General features: G+C 41.3%; 29 protein-coding genes. 20 read left to right on the top strand and 9 right to left on the bottom strand.

Features of this window, described 5'->3' with window-relative positions; genetic code table 11:
* The 20 genes from RYO92_RS06375 (at window position 1) to RYO92_RS06280 (ending at window position 17,709) form a co-directional block, all read left to right on the top strand.
* Entirely contained in the window at window positions 1-393 is a 393-nt protein-coding gene (locus tag RYO92_RS06375; protein ID WP_040648314.1) for a methylglyoxal synthase, read from the top strand.
* A complete protein-coding gene (locus RYO92_RS06370; RefSeq protein WP_315364965.1) occupies window positions 386-1,393 on the top strand; it encodes a D-alanyl-D-alanine carboxypeptidase family protein in 1,008 nt (335 codons plus the stop codon). The genes RYO92_RS06375 and RYO92_RS06370 overlap by 8 nt, the downstream gene beginning before the upstream one ends.
* A gap of 80 nt (window positions 1,394-1,473) precedes the next feature.
* The gene (locus RYO92_RS06365) at window positions 1,474-1,893 is read left to right on the top strand and encodes a twitching motility protein PilT (RefSeq protein ID WP_183684018.1); all 420 of its coding nucleotides are present in this window, start codon (window positions 1,474-1,476) and stop codon (window positions 1,891-1,893) included.
* Window positions 1,894-1,895: 2 nt separating this feature from the next.
* The gene (locus RYO92_RS06360; protein ID WP_315364964.1) at window positions 1,896-3,272 is read left to right on the top strand and encodes an HlyD family efflux transporter periplasmic adaptor subunit; all 1,377 of its coding nucleotides are present in this window, start codon (window positions 1,896-1,898) and stop codon (window positions 3,270-3,272) included.
* Window positions 3,273-3,403: 131 nt separating this feature from the next.
* Window positions 3,404-3,919 carry a cell division protein SepF gene (locus RYO92_RS06355; RefSeq protein WP_243155874.1) on the top strand — a complete coding sequence of 172 codons (516 nt, stop codon included), beginning with the start codon at window positions 3,404-3,406 and terminating at the stop codon, window positions 3,917-3,919.
* 125 nt (window positions 3,920-4,044) lie between these two features.
* Window positions 4,045-5,133 (top strand): 3-dehydroquinate synthase, encoded by a 1,089-nt coding sequence (gene aroB, locus RYO92_RS06350; protein ID WP_315369836.1) that lies wholly within the window; start codon window positions 4,045-4,047, stop codon window positions 5,131-5,133.
* Window positions 5,130-5,633 carry a signal peptidase II gene (gene lspA / locus RYO92_RS06345; RefSeq protein ID WP_315369835.1) on the top strand — a complete coding sequence of 168 codons (504 nt, stop codon included), beginning with the start codon at window positions 5,130-5,132 and terminating at the stop codon, window positions 5,631-5,633. The genes aroB and lspA overlap by 4 nt, the downstream gene beginning before the upstream one ends.
* Window positions 5,630-6,544 carry an RluA family pseudouridine synthase gene (locus RYO92_RS06340; RefSeq protein ID WP_315369834.1) on the top strand — a complete coding sequence of 305 codons (915 nt, stop codon included), beginning with the start codon at window positions 5,630-5,632 and terminating at the stop codon, window positions 6,542-6,544. The genes lspA and RYO92_RS06340 overlap by 4 nt, the downstream gene beginning before the upstream one ends.
* A 190-nt stretch (window positions 6,545-6,734) precedes the next feature.
* Window positions 6,735-8,684, top strand: coding sequence for a C40 family peptidase (locus RYO92_RS06335; RefSeq protein WP_315369833.1), 1,950 nt, complete (start codon window positions 6,735-6,737; stop codon window positions 8,682-8,684).
* 113 nt (window positions 8,685-8,797) lie between these two features.
* Complete coding sequence (gene rplU, locus RYO92_RS06330; protein WP_007156118.1) at window positions 8,798-9,103, top strand: 50S ribosomal protein L21; 306 nt, start codon at window positions 8,798-8,800, stop codon at window positions 9,101-9,103.
* 26 nt (window positions 9,104-9,129) lie between these two features.
* On the top strand, window positions 9,130-9,387 hold the full coding sequence (gene rpmA / locus RYO92_RS06325) for a 50S ribosomal protein L27 (protein WP_007156119.1): 258 nt from the start codon (window positions 9,130-9,132) through the stop codon (window positions 9,385-9,387).
* A gap of 105 nt (window positions 9,388-9,492) precedes the next feature.
* On the top strand, window positions 9,493-10,797 hold the full coding sequence (gene obgE, locus RYO92_RS06320) for a GTPase ObgE (protein WP_315369832.1): 1,305 nt from the start codon (window positions 9,493-9,495) through the stop codon (window positions 10,795-10,797).
* Entirely contained in the window at window positions 10,794-11,099 is a 306-nt protein-coding gene (locus RYO92_RS06315; RefSeq protein ID WP_007156121.1) for a YhbY family RNA-binding protein, read from the top strand. Before obgE ends, RYO92_RS06315 begins: the two co-directional genes overlap by 4 nt.
* Window positions 11,096-11,701 (top strand): nicotinate (nicotinamide) nucleotide adenylyltransferase, encoded by a 606-nt coding sequence (gene nadD, locus RYO92_RS06310; RefSeq protein ID WP_315369831.1) that lies wholly within the window; start codon window positions 11,096-11,098, stop codon window positions 11,699-11,701. The genes RYO92_RS06315 and nadD overlap by 4 nt, the downstream gene beginning before the upstream one ends.
* Window positions 11,702-11,795: 94 nt before the next feature.
* Window positions 11,796-12,389: a bis(5'-nucleosyl)-tetraphosphatase (symmetrical) YqeK gene (gene yqeK / locus RYO92_RS06305; protein ID WP_315369830.1), complete on the top strand. Its 594-nt coding sequence runs from the start codon at window positions 11,796-11,798 to the stop codon at window positions 12,387-12,389.
* A complete protein-coding gene (rsfS, locus tag RYO92_RS06300; RefSeq protein ID WP_007156125.1) occupies window positions 12,390-12,719 on the top strand; it encodes a ribosome silencing factor in 330 nt (109 codons plus the stop codon). It begins immediately after the preceding gene.
* A gap of 13 nt (window positions 12,720-12,732) precedes the next feature.
* Window positions 12,733-14,529 carry an oligoendopeptidase F gene (gene pepF, locus RYO92_RS06295; protein ID WP_315369829.1) on the top strand — a complete coding sequence of 599 codons (1,797 nt, stop codon included), beginning with the start codon at window positions 12,733-12,735 and terminating at the stop codon, window positions 14,527-14,529.
* Window positions 14,530-14,895: 366 nt separating this feature from the next.
* Entirely contained in the window at window positions 14,896-16,317 is a 1,422-nt protein-coding gene (locus RYO92_RS06290; RefSeq protein WP_314670327.1) for a peptide MFS transporter, read from the top strand.
* A 215-nt stretch (window positions 16,318-16,532) separates the two neighbouring features.
* A complete protein-coding gene (lexA, locus tag RYO92_RS06285) occupies window positions 16,533-17,234 on the top strand; it encodes a transcriptional repressor LexA (RefSeq protein ID WP_304070224.1) in 702 nt (233 codons plus the stop codon).
* Window positions 17,235-17,301: 67 nt separating this feature from the next.
* The gene (locus RYO92_RS06280; RefSeq protein ID WP_304070222.1) at window positions 17,302-17,709 is read left to right on the top strand and encodes a hypothetical protein; all 408 of its coding nucleotides are present in this window, start codon (window positions 17,302-17,304) and stop codon (window positions 17,707-17,709) included.
* A gap of 87 nt (window positions 17,710-17,796) precedes the next feature.
* Here RYO92_RS06280 and RYO92_RS06275 read toward each other — a convergent pair whose 3' ends face one another.
* From RYO92_RS06275 to lepB, 9 genes are all read right to left on the bottom strand, one after another.
* Entirely contained in the window at window positions 17,797-18,873 is a 1,077-nt protein-coding gene (locus RYO92_RS06275) for a tyrosine-type recombinase/integrase (protein WP_314670328.1), read from the bottom strand.
* A 325-nt stretch (window positions 18,874-19,198) separates the two neighbouring features.
* A complete protein-coding gene (locus tag RYO92_RS06270; RefSeq protein WP_315369828.1) occupies window positions 19,199-20,647 on the bottom strand; it encodes a TrkH family potassium uptake protein in 1,449 nt (482 codons plus the stop codon).
* Window positions 20,637-22,031: a Trk system potassium transporter TrkA gene (trkA, locus tag RYO92_RS06265; RefSeq protein ID WP_315369827.1), complete on the bottom strand. Its 1,395-nt coding sequence runs from the start codon at window positions 22,029-22,031 to the stop codon at window positions 20,637-20,639. Before trkA ends, RYO92_RS06270 begins: the two co-directional genes overlap by 11 nt.
* A 55-nt stretch (window positions 22,032-22,086) precedes the next feature.
* Complete coding sequence (locus RYO92_RS06260; protein WP_315369826.1) at window positions 22,087-22,635, bottom strand: Holliday junction resolvase RecU; 549 nt, start codon at window positions 22,633-22,635, stop codon at window positions 22,087-22,089.
* Window positions 22,608-23,747 (bottom strand): tryptophan--tRNA ligase, encoded by a 1,140-nt coding sequence (gene trpS / locus RYO92_RS06255; RefSeq protein WP_315369825.1) that lies wholly within the window; start codon window positions 23,745-23,747, stop codon window positions 22,608-22,610. The genes RYO92_RS06260 and trpS overlap by 28 nt, the downstream gene beginning before the upstream one ends.
* A 106-nt stretch (window positions 23,748-23,853) precedes the next feature.
* Window positions 23,854-24,360, bottom strand: coding sequence for a YraN family protein (locus tag RYO92_RS06250; RefSeq protein WP_315369824.1), 507 nt, complete (start codon window positions 24,358-24,360; stop codon window positions 23,854-23,856).
* 16 nt (window positions 24,361-24,376) lie between these two features.
* A complete protein-coding gene (locus RYO92_RS06245) occupies window positions 24,377-25,030 on the bottom strand; it encodes a ribonuclease HII (protein WP_315369823.1) in 654 nt (217 codons plus the stop codon).
* A gap of 51 nt (window positions 25,031-25,081) precedes the next feature.
* Window positions 25,082-25,969 (bottom strand): ribosome biogenesis GTPase YlqF, encoded by an 888-nt coding sequence (gene ylqF, locus RYO92_RS06240; RefSeq protein ID WP_315369822.1) that lies wholly within the window; start codon window positions 25,967-25,969, stop codon window positions 25,082-25,084.
* A gap of 9 nt (window positions 25,970-25,978) precedes the next feature.
* Window positions 25,979-26,506, bottom strand: a complete 528-nt coding sequence (gene lepB, locus RYO92_RS06235) for a signal peptidase I (RefSeq protein WP_315369821.1) — start codon at window positions 26,504-26,506, stop codon at window positions 25,979-25,981.
* Between the last annotated feature and the right edge of the window lie 95 nt (window positions 26,507-26,601).

The following is a 26,601-nucleotide window of genomic DNA, read 5'->3' as shown; positions in this document are numbered from 1 at the left end:
ATGAAGGTAGGTTTAATTGCGCATGATTCCAAGAAGAAGCTCATGCAAAATTTCTGTATTGCTTACAGAGGTATCCTGACTAGACATGAATTATATGCAACCGGAACTACAGGCACTTTGGTAGAGGAAGTTACCAATCTGAAAATCCATAAGTTTCTCCCGGGAGAAACCGGAGGAGCCAGACAACTGGCATCTCAAATCGAACAGGGAAATTTGGATATGGTGATTTTCTTAAGAGATCCCTCTCCGGTAAGGGATACGGAACCGGAAGTAAATTCCGTAGTCAGATTATGCGATATTTACAATATTCCTATTGCCACAAATCTGGCAACAGGAGAATTATTAATTCACGCTCTGGAACGTGGTGAGTTAGAGTGGAGGAATATTGGCTAGAAGAAAGGCTTTGAGTACTTTTTTAAGAAGGAAAAAAGCCTTTCTTTTGCTGTGTATTTTTCCTCTTTGCCTTAGCTCCTGTAAACCGAAGCTGGAAAAGGCCTTTCAGGAAGAACAAAGTATACAAAGATTATCTTCCATTACCGTGGAAGAGGATATTCAGAACAGCACCAAAAGCTTTGCCAAGGATTTGGCTATTCCTTCAGATACAAGCGCGCAAATCCAGGATATGGACGCGGAATATTTTCTTTTGGTGGAAGAAGACGGTAAGGAAGGAGATCGGGCTATCTCCTTTAATCATCCCTATGACAGAACTTATCCCGCCAGCATCACCAAATTAATGACTGCTCTGGTTTGTGTATCTTCCGTGGAAAATCTAGATCAGGAATTTGTGGTTTCCGGCTCCTCCGTAATCAAAGAAGCAGGTTCTTCCACCGCATTTTTACAGGTTGGAGAGAGTCTTAGCATCAGAAATCTCTTATACGGTATGCTTCTCCCCTCCGGAAATGATGCAGCTGTCGCTGTGGCAGAGGCTACGGCAGGTTCTGTTTCCGCTTTTGTAGACAGGATGAATGAGAAAGCTTTGGAACTAGGTTGCCTTTCCAGCCATTTTACCAATCCCCACGGTTTGCCGGATGATAATCATTATACTTCTCCCTATGATATCTACCTCATTTTAAAAGAATGCATGAAATATGACAGCTTACGGGAAATTCTGGCCACAAAAGAAATTCAGGTACAATACAAAGATAAAAACGGTATTCCCAAGTCTCAGGTATGGAAGGCAACAAATTTATATTCTACCGGAGAGAAGGAGCTTCCCGACGGTTTGGAAATCTTGGCGGCAAAAACAGGAACCACCAAAAAAGCAGGCTATTGCTTAGCCTTAAGTGTGGACAAAGCTTCCACTGCTATCCCCTATTATTCTGTTGTAATGAAGGGGACAAATAAAGAGAATCTATATGAGAATATGACAAACTTACTTGATAAGATTTCATGAATAGTCTATACTTTTTATAAAAAGCAGGGCATTGTAGCATAGGCTATCGTTTCTTGTTCAGAATTAAAGGAGGAATGCATATGGTTCAGTTTATTGTAGGACAAAGAGGAAAAGGAAAGACAAAACAGCTCATTGATCGGGCGAACAAAGCCGTTACGGAAGCAAAGGGAACGGTGGATTTTTTGGATCGCTCCTCTCAGCATATGTATGAGCTTAACAACAAGGTACGTTTGATTAATGTCAATGAATTCCAGTTGGAGTCGGAGGATGAGTTTGTCGGCTTTATCAGTGGAATTATTTCTCAGGATCATGATTTGGAATATTTGATTTTAGATAGTTTTTTAAAGCTGGCCAGTCTGGAAGGAAAGCCTATCGGAGACTGTGTACGTAAATTGGATGCTTTGTCCGAAAAATACAAGATTAACATCATCAGCAGTTTGTCCATGGACAAAGAAGATGTTCCACTTGAATTAAGAGACCATATTGCGATTGCACTGTAACTATGCCAAGTTCAAGAAAGAGCAAAAAGAATAGCATGTGGAATATAGAGGGAATAATCTTTGTGATTATTGCTCTCTATATTCTTTTTAGTGTATTTTCCTACAGCCGAAGACAAAGCCTTCGTTTTTATGAAGTGGGAGAGGGTAGTCTCGTGAGAGAAAAACAGTATACCGGATTGATCATTCGGGAAGAAAAAAGCTATTCCGCCAAAGAGTCCGGTTATGTGCATTTTTCCGTAGCGGACGGAAGAAGAGTCAGTAAGGGAGGAGAGCTGTACTTTATTGACGAAACCGGAAATCTGGAGAAGTATTTACAGGAACACCCCGAACTTTTAGGAGAATTTACCCAGCAACAGATAGAAGATATTCGCCTTCGTCTTCAGGACTTTGCAGGCAGCTTTCAAAACAATCAGTTTACCGGGCTGTATACCCTTCAGGGCAGTCTTCAAAACACTCTCTTATTTAATACGGAAGAGGGAGAAAATACGGTACAAAAGGCTCTTTCCCAGTTAGGGATTTCCTATACCGTGATGGATGCGGAAGAAGCCGGTATTGTCTCTTATACCATTGACGGTTATGAGGACTTTCAAAAAGAAAAACTTACGGCGGAGATTCTGCAAAATGCCCAAAGCTCTGTAAACTATGCCCAAAACGGCGTTCGTGTAGAAGCCGGCAATCCTTTATATAAAATAATTACCTCCTCCCAATGGGAAATTTTATTTCCTTTGGAGGAAGGAGATGCCAAGAAGATGGAAAATACTACTACGGTAAATATTCATTTTCCGGTAAATTCCATGGATTTGCAGGGAAGCTTTTCTCTATATCGAGGAGAAGACGGCAAAATCTATGGGGATATTAAGCTGGACGATTATTTGGACTACTTTCTGGATTCCCGCTTTGTGACCTTCTCCATGCAGGAAAAGGAAGAAAGCGGATTAAAGATTCCGGTTTCTTCTGTAGTTAACAAAGATTTTTACATTGTCCCAAAGGAATTTTTAAGGCAGGGACCGGATAAGAGTAGCGGTTTTTATCGTCAAAAAGCTGATGGCAGTAGAGAATTTCTTTCTACCGATATTTATATGACAGATGATCAATATTGCTATTTAAAAATTGAAACCAACCCCTCGGCCCAGGATATCCAAAGTGGAAATGTTCTGGTAAAGGAGTCGGGAAATGCTTCCTTTGTGGTTGGACCAAGGAAAGCACTGGAAGGTGTCTATGATATTAATCGAGGCTATGCAATTTTCCATCCTATTCAAGTGATAGAAAAAAATGATGACTATCTCATTGTAGACTCCCACAGTAAAAACGGCATTTCCGTATATGATCATATTGTTTTACAAGGAAATATGGTCACGGATGGGCAGATTATCTATTGATTATGCCCTTTTACCCTGTAGCTGTATGAGAGCCTTAAAATATTCAGGTAAATTGATATTTTTTAAGCTTGACAATATCTTAAAATTGAGTAAAATAATCTTGTTTAATTAGACCAAATTGGGAGATCGATATGAGCTTTTTTAGCAATTTAATGAAGAAAATGAATTTGGATCGTGAAGACGAGTACGATGACTTAGATCAGGATTATGATTTTGAGGACGAGTACGAGGAAGAAGAGGAAGCAGCACCAAAGAGAAGCTCTTTCTTCTCCAGAAGAGAAGAGGAAGAGTCCGCTGAACCGAAGATTCGATTGTTTGGTAAGTCCAAAGAAAAGGTAGAGCCTAAATCAGCCAGCATGCAGGTTGTTATGATGAAGCCCAGCTCTTTGGGAGATGCAATCAACGTCAGTGATTATCTTTTGGATGGCACCTCTGTTTTATTGAATATGGAAGGCCTTCATACTGAAATTGCTCAGCGAATTATTGATATTGTTTCCGGAACAGTGTATGCCATTGGCGGAGATATCAAGAAGATTTCCACTTATATTTTCATCGCTGGCCCAGAGGATGTGGAATTATCCGGTGACTTTGCAGGAAGTGTATTCTCCTCTAATGCGGAGTATAACGGCATTCATCTGAATATGTAATCTCGTTTATTAAGGCATATCCTATGGGGTATGCCTTTTTTTGTCTTTCCGGGATTTCTGTCAAGCTCGGAAAGCTTTAATATTCTTATTTGTCTTTAAGTAATAGATTAAGGGGAAGAATTGGCATGAGAAAGTTAGACATTTATCAGGAAGATTCATTAATCTACAGTATTTTTTTAGAAAAGGATTTTTCGGCATTACCGGAGCGTTTAAACTCTGTATCTTCTAAAAAGAAAAAAGCGCTGATTGTAACTGACGACCAGGTTGCCAAGCTTTTTTTGGAGGATTTGAAAAATACCATAGAGGACTCTTTTTCCGCTATAGCTGTATGTATACTTCCGGCAGGAGAAGAGTATAAAGATTTAGAGCATATCCAAAAAATCTATCAGGCTGCTTTGGATATGGAATTGGAAAGAAAAGACATGATGATTGCTCTGGGGGGCGGTGTTGTAGGCGATATGACCGGCTTCGCCTCTGCAAGCTATCTCCGGGGAATTGATTTTATTCAGATTCCTACCACGCTTTTAGCCCAGGTGGATTCTTCCATCGGCGGAAAGACCGGAGTGGATTTTTATCATTATAAGAATTTAATCGGTGCCTTTCATATGCCTAAGCTGGTGTATTCCTCCATGCATTGTCTTTTATCTTTACCGAAGGTACAGTATGCCTCCGGTATGGGAGAAATCATTAAGCACGCTTTAATTCATAACGAAAAATATCTGCCTTATCTCCTGGAACATAAAGAAGCTTTGCAGGAAAGAAATCCTGAAATTCTCTTGGAGACGATTTATCAAAGTAATCGTATCAAGAAATATTTTGTAGAAAAAGACCCCTATGAGCATGGGGACAGAAAATTTTTAAACTTCGGTCACAGCTTAGGACATGCCATTGAAAAGGTTGCGGATTTTTCTTATAGCCATGGACAATGTGTGGCCTTCGGAAGCCTTATGGCGCTATCTCTTTGCAAAAATATTGCTAAAGAAGATATTTTAAAGGTACAGGAGCTGATGGAAGATATGGGATTGGAGACCCGTTGCAAGGCTTTAAAGCATGAAGATATTTTTGAAGCCTTATCCAAGGATAAAAAACAAAAAAATCAGCATCTCCAATTTGTTTTGCTCCATCAACTTTGCAGTCCTTATATTGAAGAGGACATCAGCAAAGAACGCATTGAAGAGGTATTGAAGCAGTATATGAGAAGTGAGGAAGTATGAGTAAAAAAGGAACATCATGGATCGTTTTCTTCCTATGCAGTGCCCTGTTGATTTTTCTGGATCAGTGGACTAAGGCATTGGCAGTGGAATATTTAAAAAGCGGAAAAGAAATACAATTGATTCCCAACATTCTCTCCTTACTGTATGTGGAAAATGCGGGAGCGGCCTTCGGTATCCTACATGGACAACAAATCATTTTCCTGCTCATTACAATCTTTGTGCTGGCGGGAGTCCTGATTATTTTTTACAAAACGCCGATAAAGAAAAGGTATCTGCCTTTTCTTTTTTCCCTTCTCTTGGTGTTTTCCGGAGCTATCGGAAATTGTATCGATCGGCAAAGACAAGCCTATGTAGTGGATTTTATTTATTTTCGTCCCATTGATTTTCCCGTCTTCAATCTTGCAGACATCTATGTAACCGGGGCTTGCTTTTTCCTTCTGTTTTTATTCTTCTTTTACTATAAAGAAGAGGAGTTTTCCTTCTTAAAGGAGAAGAAATGATTTGGGAAGTAGCAAAGGATGAAGAAGGACAACGTCTGGATAAATATTTGTCTGAACAGAAAGATCATGATTTCAGTCGTTCCTATCTGGGAAAATGTATTCAGGAGGGCTGTGTTTCTGTCAATGGAGAAATGGCCAAGGCTTCCCTAAAGGTGAAGGCGGGAGACCGTATAGACTTTGATATACCGGAACAAAAGGATCCGGAGGTCCTTCCGGAAGCCATTCCCCTTGATATAGTCTATGAAGACAATGATCTTTTGGTGGTTAATAAAGAAAGAGGAATGGTGGTTCATCCTGCAGCGGGACATTACAGCGGCACTTTGGTGAATGCCGTCCTAGCCCATGCAGGAGCTTCTCTTTCCTCCATTAACGGAGTGAATCGTCCCGGAATCGTCCATCGCATTGACAAGGACACCACAGGTCTGCTTTTAATCTGTAAAAATGACCTAAGCCATCAAAGTCTAGCAAAGCAATTGGAGGAGCATAGTATCACCAGACGCTATCATGCCTTGGTTTTTGGAAAAATCAAAGAGGAAGAAGGCACCATTTCAGCGCCTATAGGCCGGGATGAAAAAGATAGAAAAAAACAAGCCATATCCTACAAGCACGGGAAGGAGGCGGTAACCCATTATAAGGTTTTGGAACGATTTTCCGACTCTACTCTGGTGGAGTGCCGTTTGGAAACCGGTCGTACCCATCAGATCCGTGTGCACATGAAGAGCATAGGCCATCCCCTTTTGGGAGATCCGGTTTACGGACTGAAAAACAGGAAGGATGGGATTTCCGGACAGGCCTTACATGCCATGATACTGGGGTTCCAACATCCCAGAACCGGGGAGTATATGGAATTTTCCGCTCCTTATCCTGCGGATTTTCAAGCCTTATTGGAAAAGCTTAGAAAAAAAGGATAGTGACAAAATGTTAAAAGAGTATTTCGAAAAAAGATAGAAGGATTTGCAAAGTTTTTGATACTTTAAAACAGCCGCGAAAAGTAGTAAGGGATAAATATCTTTATAAGGTATTTTTATAAGGTATCTTTATAGGCATCATTACAAGTAATGTAAAAACTTCATTTTAATAAAAAGAGTAGGGGATAAACACTTGTCAAAGAGTAGAAAGAAAAAAGGAAAATGGAAACCGGCTATAGAAAAAGCTAAGTTATTTTTGAAGAGCAAGAAGAAGGAAAGTTTTTTGCTCTTCTTTCTTTCTTTGTTTATGATTTTATGCCTGTCCATCGTATATGCCCAAAAGATGCATGACAGACAAAATGCTTTAAACAAGAGTAGTGACAGCCTTCTAAAAACCAGCGGTAGTGTGACGGAAAAGGGGAAATGGACCAATACCCTCCATACGGATCGTAAGGAGGATGAATTTTTAAATCCTCGCCCCTTTATTGACCGGTACAATCTTGTGGATATCCGTCAGGACGGAAATCCCCTGGACTCTGTTGGAGGAAGAATCTATCAGGAACTGATGGAAAGAGAAAGTGCAGATCTTGCCAAGATCTATGATAGTACCGGAGACACCCCGGAGCATACCGCAAAGCTTTTAGGCCTGAAGCGTTCCACTATTCTGGGAAGATACAATCCCCAGGCATCCGGCCAATCACCGGATCAAAAAAACAGCTGGGCCATCCCTTATTTTAAAAATATTCATTATCGATACTACAACGGAGACGGAAAGGAAATTCAGGAATCCAGTAATGTAAAGGATATTTTGGCTATGGCCAGTGTTTATACCTATCAGCATAATTATCTGGATGAAGAGCGTTTTCGTGCCATTGTTAATGAGCTATATACAAAGTCTCATTCCTATAGTTTAAGCATCGGTCCGGTCTATTATGACCAGGGCTGTATTCATAAGGATGCTAAAGAGGAAATGCTGGCGGAGGAGGCAGACAATACCGCCGCTCCCGTAGGCGGGGAAACAAAAGCAAGCGAAGAAAGCTGGGCGGAAAGTGCTTCCGAAAAGTCCTCCGAAACAGCGACTGACAGCAAAGCAAATCAGAACACAAACGCTACAAAGGAGAATAAACAGGCACAGGAAAGTAAACAAGCACAAGAAAGTAAGCAAACACAGGAAACAAAGTCAAATCAGGAGAACAGCCAAAGGAGCTCTGCCGGAGAAGGGGGAGAGAGTAACTCCGAATCCAAATCCATGACAGAGCAGTCGGAAAAGTCTAGTGAAAATAAGGAGAACAGCGCCTCCCAAAATGCTGAACTAAGTGCCTCAAATCTGCCGAAGGAAACAACGGGAACAAAGGCAGAGCAGAAAGCAAACAGTATTCAAGAGCAGAAAAACTTACCCAAAAATTATTGTCCCGGACATGTGGATTTAACCATTAAAATCACCGTTATCGGCTTCGATGATGAAAACGGACTGAGAAATATTCAACTGGATTCTATCAAGGATTTGGAGGAACAGGACCAAAAGCCGGGAAGCCGTTGGCATGGCTGGGATGACTATACCATAGCTGCCGTAAAGCGTTTGAAGGAACAGGACTGGTTTAAAGACTACGGTCTCAGTATCTCTTCCGTTGAAAAGAAGTCTCCTCTTACGGAGGAGGAAATATCCGCGTATATGAAGGATTTGCCGGAGGATCTTAGCGAGGAAAGAAAAGCTTTGATTCATTTTGCCTTATCATCGGTGGGAAAAGTTCCCTATTTTTATGGAGGAAAAGCCGGGGTAAAGGGCTTGGAAGGAAACCATTTCGGAGCCACCATTTCATCTTCGGACTATAAGGGAAGAAATCGAAAGGGCTTAGACTGCTCCGGCTTTGTACAATGGGCTTACTGGTCCAGTGTGGATAGGAGCTTGGATTTCGCCTCCAGCACCCAGGAATTAATCGGAAAAGGCCAGAAAATCAAGCGCAGTGAATTAAAGGCGGGAGATTTGATTATTCAACCCAGCGGAGAAAGCCATGTGGTTGTCTTTATAAAATGGACCAAGGAAGGGAAAATGCTGGCAGTCCATGAAAACGGCACAGCGGGTAATATTTCCGTAGATGAAGTTCAGGCAAATTATCCTTATTATCGCAGTATTTTGCCATAAAAAGCTTGACGAAGAGGGCAGTTTACTGTAAAGTAACCTGGATGCCGCCTAGCGAGGTTTAAGAAGCATGTCTCACCACAGCTAGCGAGTAAATTTTTATAGGAGGATTCCTAATGTACGCAGTAATTGTAAGTGGCGGAAAGCAGTACAAAGTCAGTGAAGGCGATGTAATCCGTGTGGAGAAGTTGGAAGTAGAAGAGGGAGCAAAGATTACTTTTGATCAGGTTCTTCTTCTCAATGACGGTTCTTTGAAGATTGGTACACCAACAGTTGCCAATGCAAAGGTTAGCGGAACTGTTCTTCAGAATGGTAAGGGTAAGAAGGTTATCGTTTACCGTTACAAGAGAAAGTCCGGATACCACAAGAAGAATGGTCACAGACAGCTTTTTACAGAAGTAAAAATTGACAAGATTGGTTAATTTTTAGGAAAGGATAGGTAAATTACATGGCTCATCATAAGGGTATGGGCTCTACCAAAAACGGTAGAGATTCCGAGTCGAAAAGACTTGGTCAAAAGAGAGCAGATGGTCAGTTCGTTAAGGCTGGAAACATTCTGTACAAGCAGAACGGAACCAGAATTCATCCAGGTCTGAATGTAGGCTTGGGAAATGATTTCACCTTATTTGCAAAGGTGGACGGAGTCGTTAAATTTGGCCGTCTAGGAAGAGATCGTAAGCAAGTATCTGTACTTCCAAAGGCATAAGGAAACATTAACCCCATGCTGGTTATCCGGCGTGGGGTTTTCCTATAGTAAAGGAAAATATTTTGCAGGAAATCGTCCTGCTTCTTTTTAGAAAAAGGAGTATTCATGTTTGCAGATATTGCAAAAATTTATGTTAAAAGCGGAAAAGGTGGCAACGGCCATGTATCCTTTCGCAGAGAATTGTTTGTTCCTGCAGGAGGCCCGGACGGTGGAGACGGCGGGAAGGGCGGAGATATTATCGTAGAAGTGGATAAGGGGCTGAACAGCCTGGAACCCTTCCGTCATAAAACAAAATATGCCGCAGAACCCGGACAGGAGGGAGACGGCCGGAAGATGCATGGAAAAAACGGTAAGGATCTGATCTTAAAGGTTCCGGAAGGAACGCTCTTAAAGGATGATGAGACCGGTAAGCTGATTGCGGATATGAGCGGAGAGAATCAGCGAATGGTTTTATTAAAGGGCGGTAAAGGGGGCTTAGGCAATATGCATTTTGCCACCCCTGCCATGCAGGCACCGAAGTTTGCTCAGCCGGGAGAAGAGGCCAGAGAAATTACCCTTCGTATGGAATTACGGGTAATTGCGGACGTAGGCTTGGTAGGCTATCCCAATGTAGGAAAGTCCACCTTACTTTCCATGTGCAGCAATGCCAGACCGGAAATTGCCAATTACCATTTCACCACCTTAAATCCTCACCTTGGCGTTGTGAATTTAAAGGGCGACCGAAGCTTTGTCATGGCGGATATTCCGGGGATTATCGAAGGCGCCTCCTCCGGTGTCGGACTGGGCTTTCAATTCCTTCGCCATATCCATCGTTCCAGAGTTTTGATTCATATGGTGGATGCTGCCGGAACGGAAGGCAGAAAGCCTCTGGATGATTTTTTACAGATCCAAAAGGAATGTGAAGAATATGATGAGGAAATTCTCCGTAAGCCTATGATTGTGGCCGCTAATAAGATAGAGCTGGTACAGACTAAAGAGCAGGAAGAAGACCTGGCCCTTTTGGAGAAGTATTGTTCAGAGCATAAACTCCCCCTTTTCCGTCTTTCCGCAGCTTCCAATCAGGGAATTTTACCAATATTGGAGAAAACCTGGGAGCTATTGGAAGAAAATAAAGAGCAGGCTGTGGTTTATGAAAGCGAAGTGGATCTGGAAAATCTTGGTGCGGTAGAAATGCTGGCCATCAGCTATGATCATCCTGAAGAGGGTGTATTTGTCGTGGAAGGCCCCAAGATGGAGAAAATGCTGGGCTATACCAACCTGGAAGCGGAAAAGGGCTTTCTTTTCTTCCAACGTTTTATGGTAGAGCAGGGAATTATTAAAGAATTAAAGAAAATGGGCTTAAAGGAAGGGGATACCATCAAGATTTACGCCCATGAATTTGAATATTATGATACGGAGGACGAGGAATGAAATCCTACATCAAAGACAGTAAAATGCGTTCCGCTTTAAAAGGAGCGGCACAGAAGATAGAACCAACCCTTTCTTTGGGAAAGAATTCCATTACTCCGGAATTTATTGAAGCGGTAAGGGAATATATGGAAAAACATGAGTTAATGAAGATTCATGTTTTAAAAAATTGTATCGATGATCTTCGAGAACTGGGAAATACCATTGCTGAACGTTCCGGAACGGAGCTGGTACAGATTATCGGTCGTATGATTGTTTTATACAAACCGGCAAAAGAAGAAAAAGACCGGAAATTCTCTCTATGAAATCCATAGCCATTTTAGGGGGAAGCTTTAATCCGGTGCATTACGGACATTTAAAAATGGCGGAGGCCGCCATGGAAAGCACTCATTTTTCCAAGGTTCTTTTTATCCCCACCGGCACCCCCTATCATAAAGAGCAGAAGGATTTGCTTCCCTTTGCCGATAGGCTGAAGCTTTTGGAACTGGCTATCGAAAAATATCCGGATTTTGATTGCTCTCCTATAGAAGGAGAGAGGGATGGGAATTCCTATACTATCGATACGGTAAGAGAACTTCTGCGGCAGAATCCGACGAATTCCTACAGTCTTTTAATCGGAACCGACCAGTTTTTAACCCTTCGTTCCTGGCATAAAATAGAAGAACTGGGGCAACTGGTGGATTTTTATGTTGCCAATCGAAACGGGGAGATGGAGTTCTCTACATTCCAAAAGGAAAGGAAAGCTTTGGAGAAAGATCTTTCTTTACATTGCATCTTATTTCCTATGCCGGCTATCGACCTTTCCAGTACGGAGATTCGGAATCGACTGAAAGAAGGAAGGCCTATCCAAGGAATGCTTCCAAAGTCGGTGGAAGAGTGCATTTTGAAAAAGGGCTTCTACCGTTAAAGAAGGAAATCATAAAGAGGATATCTATATAGAAGAAGATATCTATATCGAAGAAAATATCTATAAAAGAAGATATCTATAGCAAAGAGGAATCATGGAAGAAAAAGAATTTATGCAAAAAATCGAAGAAATTCGAAAGCATTTGCAGGAGCATTTAAAGAAGGAGCGTTATGAACATTCTTTAAGTGTGGCCTTTACCAGCATTTGTCTGGCTATGGCCCACGGGGTAGATCTCCAAAAAGCGGAGCTTGCAGGACTTTGCCACGACTGTGCAAAATACATGGGAAAAAAAGAATTACTGGAGGCTTGTCAGAGAGAGCATATCCCTCTGCTTCCCGAGTATTTGGAGGCGCCACAGGTTCTCCACGGTATTTACGGCGCCTGTTATGCCAAAAAACATTTTCAAATCAACAATGAAGAGATTCTCTCCGCTATTTACTATCATACCCTGGGAAAACCGGCTATGACCACTTTGGAAAAGATTGTATATCTGGCCGATTACATAGAAGTCAGAAGAGGGAATCGAGAAGACTTAAATGCAATCCGGGAAATTGCCTTTCGAGATTTGAATTTGGCAGTGAAGCTCTGTCTGGAGGCAAGTATAGCCTATGTGAAAGAAAAGGGACAGCATTGTTGCTCTTTATCCCTGGATGCGTTAGCATATTATCAAGAGAAAAAGGAGGTATAAATGGAATCTTTGGACTTATGTAAAAAAATTGTATCTGTTTTAGATGAGAAAAAAGGAAGTGACATTATCGTTTTAGACATTTCCGAAATCTCCGTTTTATCAGATTATTTTGTTTTGGTATCCGCAGATAATGTAAGACAGCTGGATGCCTTGAAGGATGCCCTGGAAGAAGCCGTTCATTTGGATAATCGTAAAGCGGAGGGAGAGAGCAGCTCCGGTTGGATTCTTTTGGATTATAAGGATGTTATCGTGCATCTTTTTGATAAAGAAACCAGATCCTTTTACAACCTGGAAAAAATCTGGTCTGATGCCAAGAGAGTAGAATTATAAGAAAGGCTATAACATGAAGAGTGTAAAAAGACATGAGCTAAGTAGAGAAGAGGTTTGGCACTTTGATGATTTATATGCCAATGACGAGGCATTTTTAAAAGCTTTGGCGGAATCCGAAGAGAAAGCAACGGAAATTGCTTCCTATGAGGGACGTCTCGGCAGTTCTCCGGAGCTTTTATTGAAGGCTTTGAAAGAGAAAGAGGCATTAGCCTTATTATCCAGCCACTTTTTGGCCTACAGCATGATGAAAAGCGATGTGGATACCAAAAACCAGGAAGCCTTAAGCTTAAATCAGAAAGCAATGGCGGTAGAGGTTCGAAACGGAGAAAAATTAGCCTTTTTCGATCCGGAGATTCTTTCCTTGTCTTCGGAATATCTGGATAAAGCATTTTCAGACTGTAAGGAATTGGAGAAGTATTCCGTCTATATTAAGGATGTCAGAAGATTAAAAGAGCATACTTTAGATAAAAATGCCGAAAAGCTTTTGGCATCGGCCCAGTCCATGGCCAGCGGTCCTTATCAGGCATTTTCCATGCTGCAAAATGCCGATCTTCAATTTCCTTCCGTGGAAATGAACGGGGAAGAAATTCCCGTCAGTAACGCCCGCTTTGTCCCCTTACAGACCGGAAATAACCGTCCGCTACGTAAGGCGGTATATGAAGCCTTTTATAAGGTATATCAGGAGCACAGAAATACCTTTGCCGCTTTGTTCGACGCTCAGCTAAAGCAGCAGTATTTCTTTGCCAAAGCAAGAAACTATCCTACAGCCTTTGCCGCCTCCGTAGGAGAAGTGGATGTATCCGAGAAGGTTTGGGATCATCTGATTTCCGCCGTTCACAAGAAGATTTCCGCCTTTCATGATTATGTAGCTCTTCGAAAGGAAATGCTTGGCTTAGAAGATCTTTCCATGTATGACGTTTACGCGCCTATGGTAAAGGACTATGAGTACCATATTGATTTTGAAGAAGCCAAGGAAGTGATTTTAAAAGGTCTAAAGCCTTTAGGAGAGGACTATCAGGAGCTTTTGAAAAAATCTTATTCCGAGTATTGGATTGATGCCAGGGAAAATGACGGAAAGAGAGTGGGAGCGTACTGCAACCCTGTTTTCGGTGTCCACCCCTTTATTCTTATGAGCTATCAGGGCACCATGGACGACCTCTTTACCTTAGCCCATGAGCTGGGACATGCCATGCATTCCTATTATTCGGAAAAGGAGCAGGGCTTCCTGAATTCTCAATACAAGCTTTTTGTTGCGGAAGTAGCTTCCACCACCAACGAAGTGCTGCTGTTATACTATCTGATGGAACAGGCTAAAAAAAAGGAAGAGAAGCTCTATCTTTACAACCATTTCCTGGAGAGCTTTAAGGGAACCTTCTTTAGACAAACTATGCTTTCCGAGTTTGAACGTAAAGCCGCCTCTATGTTGGAAGCAGGAGAAGCCATCACTGCCGATAGCCTGGAGAAGGTCTATTATGATTTGAATAGCTATTATTTTGGTCCGGATATGAAGATTGATGATCTGATTGCCGTAGAGTGGAGCAGAATCCCTCATTTTTACTATAACTTCTACGTATACCAGTATGCAACAAGCTTTGCCGTATCCTGTGCTATTGCCAAAAGAATTTTAGCCAAGGAAGAGGGAGCTCTGGAGCAATACAAGAAGTTCCTGTCCAGTGGCTGCACCAATGATCCTGTGTCCTTGTTACAGCTTGCAGGAGTGGATCTTTCCACGGAAAAGCCCATGGTGGATGCCATCAGTATGTTCCATAGCATCGTGCAGGAAATGAGAGACTTATACCACGAAGCATAATTTCCCATAATTTTTAAAGAGGAAGTGACTGTAAAAAATTAAAATATAAAAGTTTTCGGCAATATAGGTCTGATTATGGGGTAGTCTGAGCCCGTCGGTACTTGCGAAAAACAAGAGAAACGCAGTTTTTCGCTTAGTATCCGCTACGTGGCGAGGCTAGCGAGAGCGTGCCCCAATTTCAGACCTATATTGCTTAGAAAACTATTGTAATTTTTTACAGTCACTTCTCCTTTTTTGTATCTATGGAATTTTTTGCAATAATAATTACCTATAAATCAACTTCAATTTAAGCCTCTGCTTGCGATTTGTCCAATTTTGTTATAGAATTGACAAGTAACAAACATTTCTATTTTGAAGGAGGACAGTATGGAGGAAGTTCAAAAGAAAGAGAAATTCCATCATCCTAAAGGGCTTTGGTTAGCCTGCATTGGTATGGCCGGTTCCAGCTATCTGAAGTATGCGGTATCCGGTATTACTATTTTTTTCTACACCTATTCTGTAGCAATGGGCGGTCTTGGTTTAAGCGATAAACAAGCAGGACTTATCATTTCCATCGCCGGAGCTTTCGGTTCCGTGCTGCCACTCTTAGGCTCCATTATTACAGACCGTTTTCTGGGCATGCAGAAAGCGATGATTATGGCATTCTTTTTACAGAGTGTTGCCTATGCCATTTTCTTCTTCTTTACCCCCCATGTTCCCATGATTATTGTGGGTATCGTGATTAACATGTGCTCCATGGCTTTTATGAACAACAACTTAACAGCCATTGTAGGAATGCTTTACTCCAATAAAGAGCATGCCAGAAAGGATGCAGCCTACGGTATCTTCTACATGGCGGTAAATATCGGAAGCTTCTTTGGACCGATTTTCGGAGGACTTCTTACAGACCACTGGATGGCTGTGAAGGATGCAGAGGGTAATATTGTTAAATACGGTTATAAGTATGCTTACCTGATGGTTGCCATCGGTATGTTTATCGTATTCCTGATCTTCCTTGTTTTAATTCCGAAGTGGTTAGGAGAGGTAGGAAAGCACCCCGCAAATGCAAAGGGCGCTAACAAAGAAGAGAAGCAGAAGGTAGAATTCAAGTTTAGTCCGGTGGAGAAAACACGTTTGATAGGAATGGGTATTATCTTCATCCTGGTAACCGTTTACTGGACAGTGTACTTCCAGACTTCTTATACCATCAATACCCTGGCAAATGATTATGTTAACCTTAATGTAGGCGGCTTCCATGTGCCTGTAGTATGGTTGATTTCCTTTAACGGAATTTTATGTATTATTCTTGCTCCGCTTCTTGGAAATCTTTGGATGACTCTTTCTCAAAAGAAGATGGATCCTCCTGTAAGCTTAAAGATGGCTGTGGGAATGATTATTACCGGTCTTGCTTTCTATATCATTTTACTCGGTTTCAATACCTTACATGGTGTATTGGATAAGACGGTAAAGATGGATCTTTGGTATATGCTTCTTGCTTACGCCATTTTAACGGTAGGAGAACTCTTGGTATCTCCTGTAGGTATGGCTTTGTTTAACAAGCTGACTCCGGAGCGTTTCTCCTCCCTGGCTATGAGTGTATGGTATTTAACCTATACCTTCTCCGGTATTGCTTCCGGATATCTGGTAGCGGTAGCTAAGGATTGGGGATATGGAAAGATTCTGAATATCTTAGGTGCAGCCCTTATCATCAGCGGTGTGGTTATGTTGGTGATTATGCCCTTTATTGAGAAGCTGATTGCTGTAGACAAATTAAGCACAGAAGAAGCAGCAACAGAGACTGCAGAATAGCTTTAAAAATGACTCTTTTCATCTCTCAGTGAACTGTCATATAATCAAGCATAAAGCTTTATAAGGAAAGTAACCCTAATTAATACGAATCTCCGATATTTCAAAGACTTCTATGAGTCAGGAAATATCGGAGATTTTTTCGTACAAACGTTTGCATAAAAAGAAAGAATATGCTATACTTTTATAAATTTTAAATTCTAAGAAAAGAGGCCAGGATGGGAAGACCAAGAAAAGTACCAAGCAAAGATAATTTAACAGAGAAGCAATTAGCGATTTACAACTACATTAAAGAATGTGTTCAGATTAGAAACTATCCGCCTTCTGTTAGAGATATTTGCACAGAGGTCGGTTTAAAGTCCACTTCCAGCGTTTTTAGTTACTTAAATGACTTGGAGCAGGCCGGACTGATCCGTAAGGATCCATCCCATCCCAGAGCCATTGAAATCTTGGACAAAAGCCATAGTGGAAAAGCCTCTAAAAGCAGTAAGACAAAGGAGCTTTCTCCCGTACATAGCTCACCTGTTGAAGAAAGTATGAAGGAAATGGTGTCCGTACCGGTAATCGGTACCGTTGCCGCAGGAACCCCCATCTTTGCCGAAGAGAATGTTAGCGACCATTTTCCCCTTCCTACAGAGATTTTACCGAATCAGGAGACCTTTATTCTGAAGGTAAAGGGAGATTCCATGATTAATGTAGGTATTTTCGACGGAGACTATCTGATGGTTGCAAAGCAAAATACCTGCAGTGACGGTGAGGTTGTGGTGGCTTTGGTAGAGGATAGTGCTACCGTTAAGCGCTTCTACAAAGAAAAAGGATATATCCGTCTACAGCCGGAGAATGATACCATGGAAGATATCATTGTTAATGACTGTCAGATTCTAGGAAAGGCCATTGGGCTGATTCGTGTTGGACTATAAGCTATACGCTATAAGCCGTTTAATAGATGCGTCTAAATTAATATTGTCGTTTTTTTTGAGGAATAAAATGCTGGAAAAATGGTCCGAACCGGGCATCGGTCAATTTTTAAAAGAAAGCTTTTCCATTAGCTGTAAAGCCGGAGAAGAAGAATTTCAGAAACTACAGAAAGAATTCCTACAACTGAATAGCCATCTGGAAAAGCAAGGGGTGAAGCTGCGTCTAGGGAGTTTAAAGGATGACAAGCTATGTTCCTGTAGCCTAGAGTTATCTCTAAAGCATATGAAGAGAGATGCCGGTAAAAAAAGGGAATATGGTACCCATAAGAGTATCGGGGCAGTTTATCTGTATCGTAAAGAGCATAACAGTAAAGATACAGCGCTGTATTCCGGGCTCCCTCTGCGTTCTTATCAAAGAAGAGTAAAGAAATATAAGGAAGAAGGACGATGGACAGAAGAAGAGAAGGCTTTTTTTTAGCCTTCTCTTTTCAATCTTACTCTGTTCTTATTCTTATTCTTATTCCTGTTCTTATTCCTGTTCTTATTCCTGTTCTTATTCCTATTCTTATTCCCCTTCTTCTTTTCTGAGTCTTACCAGATTTCTGACACTGCGGCGTCTTTCTTCTTCCAAAGCGGCATAATGCTTTTTGGTGGTATTTACGTCACTATGTCCCAAAACATCCGCCACCAGATAAATATCTCCGGTTTCCTGGTATAGATTGGTACCATAGCTGCTTCGTAATTTATGCGGAGTAATATGCTTAAGGGGAGTTACCTTTTGCGCATATTTTTTCACCATCAATTCCACGGTTCGTACAGACATTCTTTTATTTTGTAAGGATAGGAACAAGGCATTTTCGTGTCCTGAAGCCGGGATTTTCCCCTTTCTTTCCTCCATATAGGCCCTTAAGCCTTGTTCTACCTCATCGGAAAAGTAAATGGAAACCTCCTTGCCTCCCTTTCTATGGATACGGATAGCATTGTTTTGGAAATCTACATCGGAACAGTTTAAACCTACGCATTCCGACACACGGATTCCGGTCCCCAACATTAACTGCATCATAGCCAGGTCTCTAACTTGATTTTTCTCATGATAAAGCTTTTCTTTTTTGCTTAAATCTTCTCCGGACTCTACCTGATCCAGAAACTGTGCAACTTCTCCCTGATCCATACGAATAATCTCTTCCTGAGAAAGCTTCGGCAAGGAGAGAAGAGCGGTCTTATTCTCTTTGATTTGCTCAGTTTTATATAGATAGCCAAAGAAGCTTTTTAAACTGGAAATTTTCCTCTTTATGCTCTTGTTATGATTTAAAACTTCAACTTCCTCAATTTGTCCCTCTTTACCGGTCTTTTTCTTCGTTCTATATTTCAAATATTCCATATATTCTTCTAAATCCACCAGAGATAAACGATCCAAATCCCTGGCTTCAAAATCATAAATATCGGAACGAAGCTTTTTTTCCTCTATTAAAAATTGAAAAAAGACCTTTAAATCATAGGCATAGGCAATCTTGGTTCTGGAGGAAGTAACTTGATCAATACCGCGAAAAAAAGAAGCACAAAAGGCCGGTAGATCCTTTTGTAGCTGTCTAAGCTTTAAAGTATTTTGTTTGTCTAATTCTAAATGATATTGTAATGGCATAGCTTATTCTCTCTAATAATTTTATTCACTCTAATAAGGTTTTTTCTCCATAATCAATACAGAGTAAATCGTTTTAGCTTGAATCCGAATTTGATAGATACCAAAGCCATGTTCAAGCCGTTGCATCTTAGTTTTACCAGATTATAGCATAATCCCTTTTTAAAAAGCAATAACTATTCGTTAAACAAGAGTTTAGCGAATAGTTATTTATCTTTTCATCCTACAGTTTTTCTACTAAGCAATATCCATACTCTTACGTAATCTCAATCTAATTACGGCTTGTCTCTATTCTTTATGGACTAATTCATTCTCTTCCGGCTTTGAACTAATTCGTTCTCTTCCAGGTTTTTGGAGAAAACAGAATCAACATAGGAAATATTTCCAATCTTCCTGCCAACATATCAAAGATCATAACCGCCTTTGAAAATGGCGAATAAATCGAGAAATTTTCTATTGGTCCAACCTTTGCCAATCCCGGTCCGATATTGTTAAAGGTTGCGGAAATTGCTGAAAAGTTTGTGGTGAAATCAAAACCGTCAAAGCTGATAAGAAAAATGGATATTATATAAACAAAGCAATATGCAATCAAATACGTACTTACCGAACGTACCACATTGTAATCCAGGCTTTTTCCTTCTAAACGAATCCTCTTGATGGCTTCCGGATGAATAATGAGGTGCAGCTCCTTCCCCATATTCTTCAATAAGATAATCAATCGGGAAACCTTTATACCACCTCCGGTGGAACCTGCACAGGCACCGGAAATCATTAAGAATAAAATCACCATTTGACTGGGTACTGCCCAATGATTGTAATCCAAAGTTGAAAAGCCTGTTGTGGTAATAATACTTCCTACCGTAAAAAAAGCATGGTGAAGGGCAAATAACAGGCCATTTCCCATTTCTTTTAAATTATTAAAAGCGATGAATAAAGTTGAGCAAAGGATAATTAAAAGATAGGTTCTGACTTCTTCTGAGGAAAAAGCTTCTTTCCACTTTCTTCTTTGTAAAAGATAATAAACATTGAAGTTAATACCGAACAAAATCATAAAAATGGTAATCAAGAACTGGCTAAACATGGAATAATCCGCCATTCCGGAATTCCTGATGGCAAATCCCCCTGTTCCCGCCGTTCCGAAGCCGATACACAAAGCATCAAAAAACGGCATTCCGGAAAGTAAAAAGGCAAAAATACAAATTACCGTTAGAACAAAATAAATCTTATAAAGGGCTTTTGCGGTATCTGCTACTCTAGGCACCATCTTGGACACATCCGGTCCCGGAGATTCCGCCTTCATAATCATCATGTTATAACCGCCACCTAAGGGAAGAACCGTTAAAACAAGGACTAATACACCCATGCCTCCCATCCAATGGGAAAAGGAACGCCAAAAAATCAATCCCTTTCCTAAGGCCTCCACATCGCTTAAGATGGAAGAACCTGTAGTGGTAAAGCCGGAAACAATTTCAAAAACCGCATCGATATAATGGGGAATTTTTCCGCTAATATAGAAGGGTAAAGCTCCCACTAAAGAAAGCACCAACCAGCAGCCTGCTACGATGACAAAGCCTTCTCTGGTATAAAAGGCTATTTTTTTCGGTTTTTTTCGCGTTAAAACCGCCCCTACAACCAAGGACATCGCCGACACGGATAATATAGCCGCGGCAGAATTATGCTCCCGATATATGATGGCACAAATAAAGGGAAGCAATAAGCTGATTCCCTCTATTCTCAGCACCCAAGCCAGGATGTAGACAATCATACTAAAGTTCATAATGAATATCCTCTTCCTTCTTTACTTCCAAAATATCTCGTAAATCATTAAATCCCGTGTTGGTGGTAACCACAATCACCCGGTCTCCCACCTTCATAACATCAGCTCCTCTAGGGGTAATAATTTTATTCTGTCGTATAATTCCGCAGATTAAAACTCCTTGCTTAAAGGACAGCTCCGCGAATGGAATATTGATTAAGTCCGGATCATTTAATACCTTAAACTCCAAAGCTTCTGCCTTTCCGTCAGCAAGCTTATATAAGGTCTCTACATTGGAGCCCTTGGAATTCTCCAAAGCCCTTACATACCGAAGAATGCTCTCTGCCACAATCTGCTTGGGATAAATGACAGAACCCAAATTCATTTCATTGGTAACATTTTCAAAGGCAATACGGTTGATTTTAGTAATCAAACGGGCATCGGAAAGCTTTCCCGCATAAAGAGAAAGCATAATATTTTCCTCATCAAATCCGGTTAAAGAACAAAAGGCATCCGTATTTTCTATTCCTTCCTTCTTTAAGAGCTCGGCATCAATACCGTCACCGTTAATGATAATACTATCCGGAAGTACATCCGCCAGATACTCACAACGTTCCTTATTGGAATCAATGATTTTTAAACGCATATTTAAGTGCATTTCATCGATATAACGGGCAATATAATAGCTGATTCTTCCTCCCCCTACGATGATACAATCTCTAACGGGAGTATAATCCACACCCAGTTTAATAAAGAACTTACTTACATCCTTGGGTGCTGCAATAAAGCTCATTAAATCATCCGCTTCCAAAGCATCAAAACCATTTGGAATAAGAATATCCTCTCCTCTTTGAATCAAAGTAATAAGGACATTTAAGCCTGTTTCTTTTTGGAAGGTATGAAGAGGAATGCCAATCAACTGACTCTCCTTTGGCACTTTTACACGAATCAAATCCAGCTTTCCGCGAGAAAAGCTGTCTACCTTCATTGCGGAAGGAAAACGAAGCAGACGTTCAATTTCCTTTGCGGCAGTCATATCCGGGTTGATTACCATGGCCAGGTTCAATTCATCTCGAAGATAAGAAATCTCCGTAGTATATTGAGGGTCACGGATTCTGGCTATTGTACGACAATTTCCTTCTTTTTTGGCAAAGAGGCAACAAAGCATATTGACCTCATCCCGGCTGGTTGCGGCAATTAAAACATCCGCATTCTGTACTCCGGCTTCCCTTAGCGTCTGAAGCATGGCACCGTTTCCGTGGATTCCCATGATATCCAGAAAATCCACCGCATGACGAAGAACCTTTTCATCCTGGTCCACAATGGTAATATCATGCCCCTCTTTGTTTAATTGATCTGCCAGGGTAAGACCTACCTTACCGCAACCTACCACAATAATATTCATGATTTTTCCTCATTTAACTGCAAAAAATACAAAATCTTTATCCAAACCAATTTCATTAAGACTTATTCATCTCGTTCAGGCACAAAATATCCTGATTTAAAGCCTCTAAGAAATGAACCAGCAAATCCCGTTTCGCCTCTACCGGAAAAGCTTCCCGTAATTCGTCATAACGAAAGCTTTTCTTGCCCCCCTCTTCCATCCTCCGATAGAAATGCTCCAGCTCCCGATAGGGAACATAGTACTTCTCTCCTCTTTTGCTGAAGGATAGGATAATGAAGCTGATACCTCCCTGTAGCATGAAGCGCTTCATAAAATCCATTTGATGAGCATGAAGGTTTTGCAAGGGAAAGGAGTCCTTGTGACATTCCTTAGCATCAAAACAAATGGGAATCCCCTGAACGATTCCCATATAATCCACCGTTGACTTCTTATCAAAATAGGCCAGGGTGATTTGTTTATGACTTTGATCCAGCTTAATAGGAGTAATGGGAGTAGGAATCTTTTGAATGAGAGCTAAATTCTTTTCCTCATAAAGCGCAATGGTATGATTAATTTCCTCTTCCAAAAGAGAGCCTCTTAGCCCTCGTGATTTCCATGTACCCATGTTTCCCATTCCTGAATGATGGAATTGCCCTGGAAGTAATTGATTTTCATAGCTTCACATACTTCTCCCAGGGTTTCCTCTGTTCGCTGTCTGGCAAGCTTCGTGCCTGCCAAAAGAATCTCATAGACTTCCGGAATATTGTTTTCCCAATACTTTCTTTTCTCCCGGATAGGCTGTAGGATTTCTTCCATTACAGCCAGTAAGGTCTTCTTACATTTCACATCTCCAAGACCGCCTCGCATATAATGCTCCTTCATTTCCTCCAGATTCTGATAATCCGGACAGAAACGAGAGAAATCCTCCTTTGGGGCAAAGGCATCCAGATAGGTAAATACGGCATTTCCTTCCACATGTCCCGGATCCGCCACATTAATGTGGGTCGGATCGGTATACATGCTCATAATCTTGGTTTTTACCGTGCTTGGATCATCGGAAAGGTAAATGCCGTTTCCTAAGGACTTACTCATCTTTGCCTTACCGTCTGTACCCGGTAGTCTTCTTTGGCTGGAATGCTCCGGCAGAAGAATTTCCGGCTCTAAAAGCACTTCCTTTTGATAAAGCTGATTAAACTTACGAACGATTTCCTTGCACTGCTCAATCATGGGGAGCTGATCTTCTCCTACCGGCACGGTAGTTGCCTTAAAGGCTGTAATGTCTGCCGCCTGAGAAACCGGATAGGTGAAAAATCCCGCAGGAAGCCCTACCTCATTATCATTGACACTTTCTCCCCCATGGAAGCCCCGGAGCTTCATCTCCGCCTTCACGGTGGGGTTACGGCTCAGTCTTTGGGTTGTGACCAGATTCAAATAATAAAAGCTAAGGGTATGGAGAGCCGGAAGACCGGACTGAATGCAAATAGTACTCACATTGGGATCAATGCCTACAGAAAGGTAATCCAAAGCCACTTCGATAATATTATCCCGAATCTTCTTGGGATTATCATAGTTATCCGTTAATGCCTGGTCATCCGCAATCAAAATATTGATCTGATCATATTCTCCGGAATTCTGTAAATCCACTCTTCTTCGTAGAGAACCCACATAATGTCCCAGATGTAATTTTCCTGTAGGACGGTCTCCGGTTAAAATGATTTTCTTTCCTGTACTTCCCATTTTTCTCTCCTTAAACCTTAGATACTTCTTTATTTCTTGAAGTATTTATAATAATCGAAAGTCTTTCTTCTTATTTATAACCTTGCCCAGTATACCATAGATTCTCTTAAAAGGCATTTTGAATCAGCTGAATCTTCTCTCCTTCTATACTGACCACATCAAAGCGACAGGCTGTTTCTGTCAAAGAATATGCATGTTTACAAAGATAGGCTGTAGCCCAGTTACGAAGGCGCTTTTGTTTTCCTCTATCCACCGCATAAAGGCCAGGCACAAGGCTATGCTCCTTTCTCCCCTTCACTTCTATAAAGCAGAGTGTGTCTCCATCCCTAGCCACCACATCCATTTCCAGATGATGAAAATGACTGTTACGCTCCAGGATACTATAGCCCTTCTCTTCCAAAAAGGCTACAGCCCTGTCTTCAAATACTTTTCCCTTCAGTGTATTAGAAATATTGGAAGCCTTCAGTGTATTAGAAATATTGGAAGCCTTAACAGTATTTGAAACCTTTAAAACATCTGAAGTCTTTGCACCGGACTTTATCATCTTCATTTTTTTTGCATTTGCTTTTTGCGCTTTATCTTTGTCTGCTATGTCTTCTTCTGTCTTTCCCATCTGTACTCCTAAAGTTTTACGATTGTCCGGCATAAAGTTTTTTTAAAAAGCTCCTCCTGTGTATAGGGCAAGGGCCATACTCTAAAATAGCTTCTGTATGGGCTTTGGTTCCATATCCCTTATGTTTCTCAAAGCCATATTCCGGATATTCCTTGGCATAGTCCAGCATAAGATGATCCCTACTGACCTTGGCCAGAACGCTGGCTGCCGCAATGGACAAAGACTTGGCATCCCCGTGAACAATAGGAATTTGAGGGATATCCACCATAGGAATCCTTACCGCATCATTTAGCATAAGGGAAGGGATAATAGAAAAGTTCTTCTCCATCTCCTCTATAGCCAGTCGCATAGCCTCATAAGTCGCCTGCAGAATATTTATTTCATCAATTCTTTCCGGAGAAACGATGCCGATTCCATAGGCTATCGCATTTTCCTTAATTTCAAGAAAGAGAGCTTCCCTTCGCTTTTCCGTCATTTTCTTGGAATCATTGAGAAAATAAAAAAGATGCTCTTTTGGTAAAATGGCGGTAGCCGCCACTACCGGTCCGGCTAATGGTCCTCTCCCCGCTTCATCAATACCGGCAACATAGGGAAGATGTGTATGTTCTTCCTCTAATTTCCACATTTCCTTTAAACGGGCTTCCTCTTTAAGTCTTTGTGCTTCTGTCATGCCTTGGCCTCATTTCTGTAAAGCGCTTCTTCCCGGTATTATCTTTCCACTTTATTCTACTGATGAATCCTCATCCCCTTCATCAGACCACTTACCGGGATGCTCCAGACTGATTTTTCCCAGTCTGCCACTACGAAAATCATCTAAAATCAGACGGGAGACTCTGGTGTAATCCACATCTCCTCCCTTTTTGATACAGGCTCTTTTTACGGCAATCTTATCCATAATGGAAAGAGCCGCTTCCCCCTCCTCCGGCTCTATACCATAACGCTCCAGAATGGCTTTAGGATAGTAGCGGACAAGATATTTCAAGAAATAAAAAACCAGATCCTCTATCGGCAAAATATCATCATTGATAGAACCAATCAGCGCCAAGTTATAGCCCACAATTTCCCGTTCAAACTTCGGCCAGGTAATTCCGGGAGTATCCAATAACTGTACATTTTTATCCAGCTTAATCCACTGATTCCCTCTGGTAACTCCGGGCTTATTCCCGGTTTTAGCAGTAGAACGACCTACAAAGGCATTGATAAATGTAGATTTTCCTACATTGGGGATTCCCAGCACCATAGCTCTCACCATTTGAGAGGAAATCCCTTTTTTTCTATTTTTTTCATAAAGAGGTTGAGAGGCTTCTTGAATCAATTTGCTTACTCTTTTTACACTGGCTCTGTTTCTGGCATCAATCCCTAAAGTAAAGAAGCCCCTTCTATGAAAGTCCTCCATAAAGAGCTTGCTACGCTCCTCATCTGCCAAGTCCAGCTTATTAAACAATAAAATTCTGATTTTATCCTTAGCCAGCTGGTCGATTTCCGGATTTCTGGAGGAATTGGGACAACGGCTGTCAATAACCTCAACGATTACATCACATAAAGGCAAATCCTCTTTCATTTTCCGCTTAGCCTTTGCCATATGACCGGGATACCACTGTATCTTCATTTTTCCTCCTTAGCCAATCAAGGATATTTTCCGAAAAGGAAAAATCCTGAACCAAACCCTGCCTATAATCTGGTTCTCCTGTATATTTCCCATATTTTGAAAACGACTGTCCTCCGAAGAGTCCGTGTTATCTCCCAAAAGAAAATATTCATTTTCCCCCAGCTCCACCGGATTCTTGGCTACTCCCTCAAGGACAATGGGAGAAAGCTTGTCTGTTTCCAAGAGAGTGCCGTTGATATACACACGACCGTTTTGGATTATCACGGTTTCTCCGGGCAGTCCGATGATACGTTTTATATTGTTGGACTTATCCTTTTTTTGAAATAGCACCACATCATAGCGTTTAGGCTTTTTAAACTGATAAAAAAATTCATCAACCAGTACCGTATCTCCCGCAGAAAGGGAGGGTTCCATGCTGTGACCGGAAACTCTGGCCAAGGAAAAAAAGCTGTGCACCACAAACCAGGCCAGAGAAAGGATGACAATAAAATCCACAAGATTTCGAATCCATTTTTGCAGTATTGCTTGTTCTTTCATGGGGCTCCTATCTACTCCTTCCTTATGGAAATGCGACAATTTTCACTCCTATAAGAATAGCACAAATATTAAAAAAGGTGTCCCCTGAGGAACAC

It is taken from the genome of Oribacterium sinus, from assembly GCF_963553175.1.
GTDB classification, from domain to species: Bacteria; Bacillota; Clostridia; order Lachnospirales; family Lachnospiraceae; genus Oribacterium; species Oribacterium sinus_B.
The sequence above is the reverse complement of the archived record's forward strand: the minus strand, read 5'-3'. Positions and strand labels throughout refer to the sequence as shown.